The sequence below is a fragment of the Atribacteraceae bacterium genome, from assembly GCA_035477455.1.
GTDB lineage: Bacteria > Atribacterota > Atribacteria > Atribacterales > Atribacteraceae > DATIKP01.
The window spans coordinates 1-3,206 of record DATIKP010000002.1 but is presented as its reverse complement, the minus strand read 5'-3'; the positions used below and the strand labels follow the sequence as shown (position 1 = coordinate 3,206).

The 3,206-nt window shown below is 51.7% G+C and carries 3 protein-coding genes; 2 read left to right on the top strand and 1 reads right to left on the bottom strand.

Annotated elements, in window-relative coordinates; all coding sequences use genetic code 11:
* A partial coding sequence (locus VLH40_00030; GenBank protein HSV30398.1) for a hypothetical protein occupies window positions 1-664 on the top strand: 664 nt, incomplete at its 5' end.
* 613 nt (window positions 665-1,277) lie between these two features.
* Window positions 1,278-2,567, top strand: a complete 1,290-nt coding sequence (locus VLH40_00025; GenBank protein ID HSV30397.1) for an IS256 family transposase — start codon at window positions 1,278-1,280, stop codon at window positions 2,565-2,567.
* Between the two features lie 235 nt (window positions 2,568-2,802).
* Here the strand turns inward: VLH40_00025 and VLH40_00020 are convergent, their stop codons facing one another.
* Entirely contained in the window at window positions 2,803-2,946 is a 144-nt protein-coding gene (locus tag VLH40_00020; protein HSV30396.1) for a hypothetical protein, read from the bottom strand.
* Window positions 2,947-3,206: the final 260 nt, after the last annotated feature.

Sequence of the window (3,206 nt, the reverse complement as noted above, 5' to 3'; positions counted from 1 at the left end):
GCGCAACCTTACCAATCACCCTGGTTGGGACAGGGATCCAGCTTGGTCGCCCGACGGGAGAATGATTGCCTTTACGTCAAACCGTGATGGGAACTGGGAGATCTACGTCGTGAACGCCGAGGGCACCAACCTGCGCAGGCTTACCAATCACCCTGGTTGGGACGGGGATCCAGCCTGGTCGCCCGACGGGAGAACGATTGCCTTTACGTCAGACCGTGATGGGAACTATGAGATCTACGTCATGAACGCCGAGGGCACCAACCAGCGCAACCTTACCAATCACCCTGGTGAGGATTGGTTGGAAGCCTGGTCGCCCGACGGGAGAATGATTGCCTTTACGTCAGACCGTGATGGGAACTCTGAGATCTACGTCGTGAACGCCGAGGGCACCAACCAGCGCAGGCTTACCAATTACCCTGATTGGGACGGGTTTCCAGCCTGGTCGCCCGATGGGAGAATGATTGCCCTTGCGTCATTCCGTGGTGGGAACTGGGAGATCTACGTCATGAACGCCGAGGGCACCAACCTGCGTAACCTTACCCATCACCCTGGTGAGGATCGGTTGGAAGCCTGGTCGCCCGATGGGAGAATGATTGCCCTTAGGTCAGACCGTGATGGGAACGATGAGATCTACGTCGTGAACGTAGCTGGGGCTAATCGCTAGGCTTACCAAAATACCGCGACCCTACTTTAGACCCCCAGATGCAGCTAGTTCCTCAGCCCATCTGAAGACCCCTGCTTGCAGGTGGTAGGCTATTCGATCTAAAATGGCCAAAGTCTCGATGGTGATTATAAAATGTACAAAAAGGGCGGTTTAAATTTGTACAACTTGTATATTTTTGACCGCCCTTGACATAACATCAAAGCCGGTGCTACCAACGCCACGTTGAGCCAGAACCCCTTTAGGCAAGGATATCTCCCGGTCAAGGCACTTTACAATTACATTATGTATGGTACACCCTTGGAGAGTGTAGATACGGGCATGGTGAGAGTGGACGAAACGAACGTTCAGGAATACCTTGATCGAATTGAAGCCGGAGACAGGACCGTAGGATAGCTATCAGAGTTCAATGAATGCATACGATGGGAGGAAAATGGCTAGTGGTGCTTTACCGTTATTGGTTTCAGTAATGCTTGATTGGATATTATGGGGAGTCAATTCTACGCGAGTTATACTCAAAAGTTGTGTATAGCCAAATGAAAACAGGTGGCGTATCCTAAGGTGAAGTTCAAGCATCACCAAGAAATCACCTCGATCCCCGAAGGGAGGATACGCCATGAGAAAAGAAAAGCACGTTCAGGAAGAATTGTCAAAGGGAGTCAATCAAGATGTTAACCAGGAATGTCTCATCAATCCAGCCGTCACCGATCATCTGACCGAGATATTACGTGAAGGAGCCCGCAGGATGCTCGCCATGGCCATTGAGGCGGAAGTGGAGGAATTCGTGAACAACCACCAGAATCTGAAAGATGCACAGGGACACCAGGCCATCGTCCGTAACGGGTATCTCCCGGAACGGGACCTCCTTACCGGATTGGGCCTGATCCCAGTGACGGTTCCCCGGGTGCGGGACCAACGGAAAGATGCCGCCGAACCCATCCGCTTCACCTCAGGCATTCTCCCCAAGTATCTACGCAAAACAAAAAATATGGAAGAACTCATCCCCTGGCTCTACTTGAAGGGTATCTCCACCAACGATTTTCCGGAAGCGCATCGGGGCCCTGTTGGGTCCCGATGCCCCCGGCCTCTCCCCCCAGACCATCTGCCGGTTGAAAGCCAAGTGGCCGGAGGAGTTCAATGCGTGGAGGCAAAGAGACCTTTCTCAGAAACGCTACGTCTACTGGTGGGGTGGGGGGTGTATTTGAACACCCGGATGGAGGAAAGAACCTGTGTCCTGGTGATCATCGGAGCTACCCAGGATGGGACAAAAGAACTCCTCGCTCTGGAGGACGGCTTCCGGGAGAGCGAACAGTCCTGGAAGGAAGTGCTCCTGGATCTGAAACAGCGGGGGTTAACCGTGGGACCACTTTGTGCGGTGGGGGATGGCGCCTTGGGATTCTGGAAAGCACTCCTCCAAATCTTTGGCAAAACCCATCCGCAGCGGTGCTGGATGCACAAGACCGCTAATATACTCAATTATCTCCCCAAAAGTGTGCAGGGGAAAGCCAAGGATGATATCCACGAGATCTGGATGGCCGAAACCAAGGAAGATGCTGAAAAAGCCTTCGATCACTTCCTCCACAAATACCAGGCCAAGTACCCCAAGGCCACCGACTGCCTGAAGAAAGACCGGGAAGCGTTACTCACCTTCTACGATTTCCCGGCCGAACACTGGAAACACCTGAGAACCACTAACCCGGTGGAATCCACCTTGGCCACGGTCAGGCTGAGAACCGATAAGACCAAGAACTGCGGATCCCGGGTGACGGTGCTCAGTATGGTCTTGCAGCTCTTTCTCAGTGCAGAGAAACGATGGAGAAGACTGAATGGAGTTCCCCGCTTAGCAGAAGTTGTGGAAGGAGTCATATTCGTCGATGGGATTCGCCAGAAAGAGGACGCCGCCTGATGGGTCATACACAAAATTTGACAATAGCTCTTCCAGTCGCCTTTTTTCGCATACTTGGCTGCAGTTCTCCAGTTGACGCCGACTTTATCACTGATCTCGTTGATGCTTAGTTCTTCCGTCTCATACAGGTATTTTATATACTGTTGTTGTGGCATTGTTATCACCTCTTTTATTTTCCCTCCTTGTCTTGGGCGACTTAGAGGGTATTATTCAAGATGGTGATGGCAATGCCTTCTTAATTGCCGAGTACTGCACTTTTGGCTGCCGTTTTATGTATTTTTATTATACCGAAAACCAGCGCATACCAGACCATGGTGCTGATGAATCCTCCCAACATCCCGGCTATGGCTCCGGCTTTGGTGATTCGTCGAGAATACAACCCCCCGATCAGCATGGGCAGCAATGTGGTGGCACACAGACCGAAAAACAGGGCGGTCCCCCGGGCGATGATGGAGCTACACTCAAAACTTGTGTATAGCCAAATGAAAACAGGTGGCGCATCCTAAGGTGAAGTTCCTATGAAGAAATCACCTCGCTCCCCGAAGGGAGGATACGCCATGAAACAAGCAAAGCACGTTAAAGAGGAATTGTCAAAGGGAATCAATCTGGAAACAAATCAAAGCGGTGAAATCAACCCGG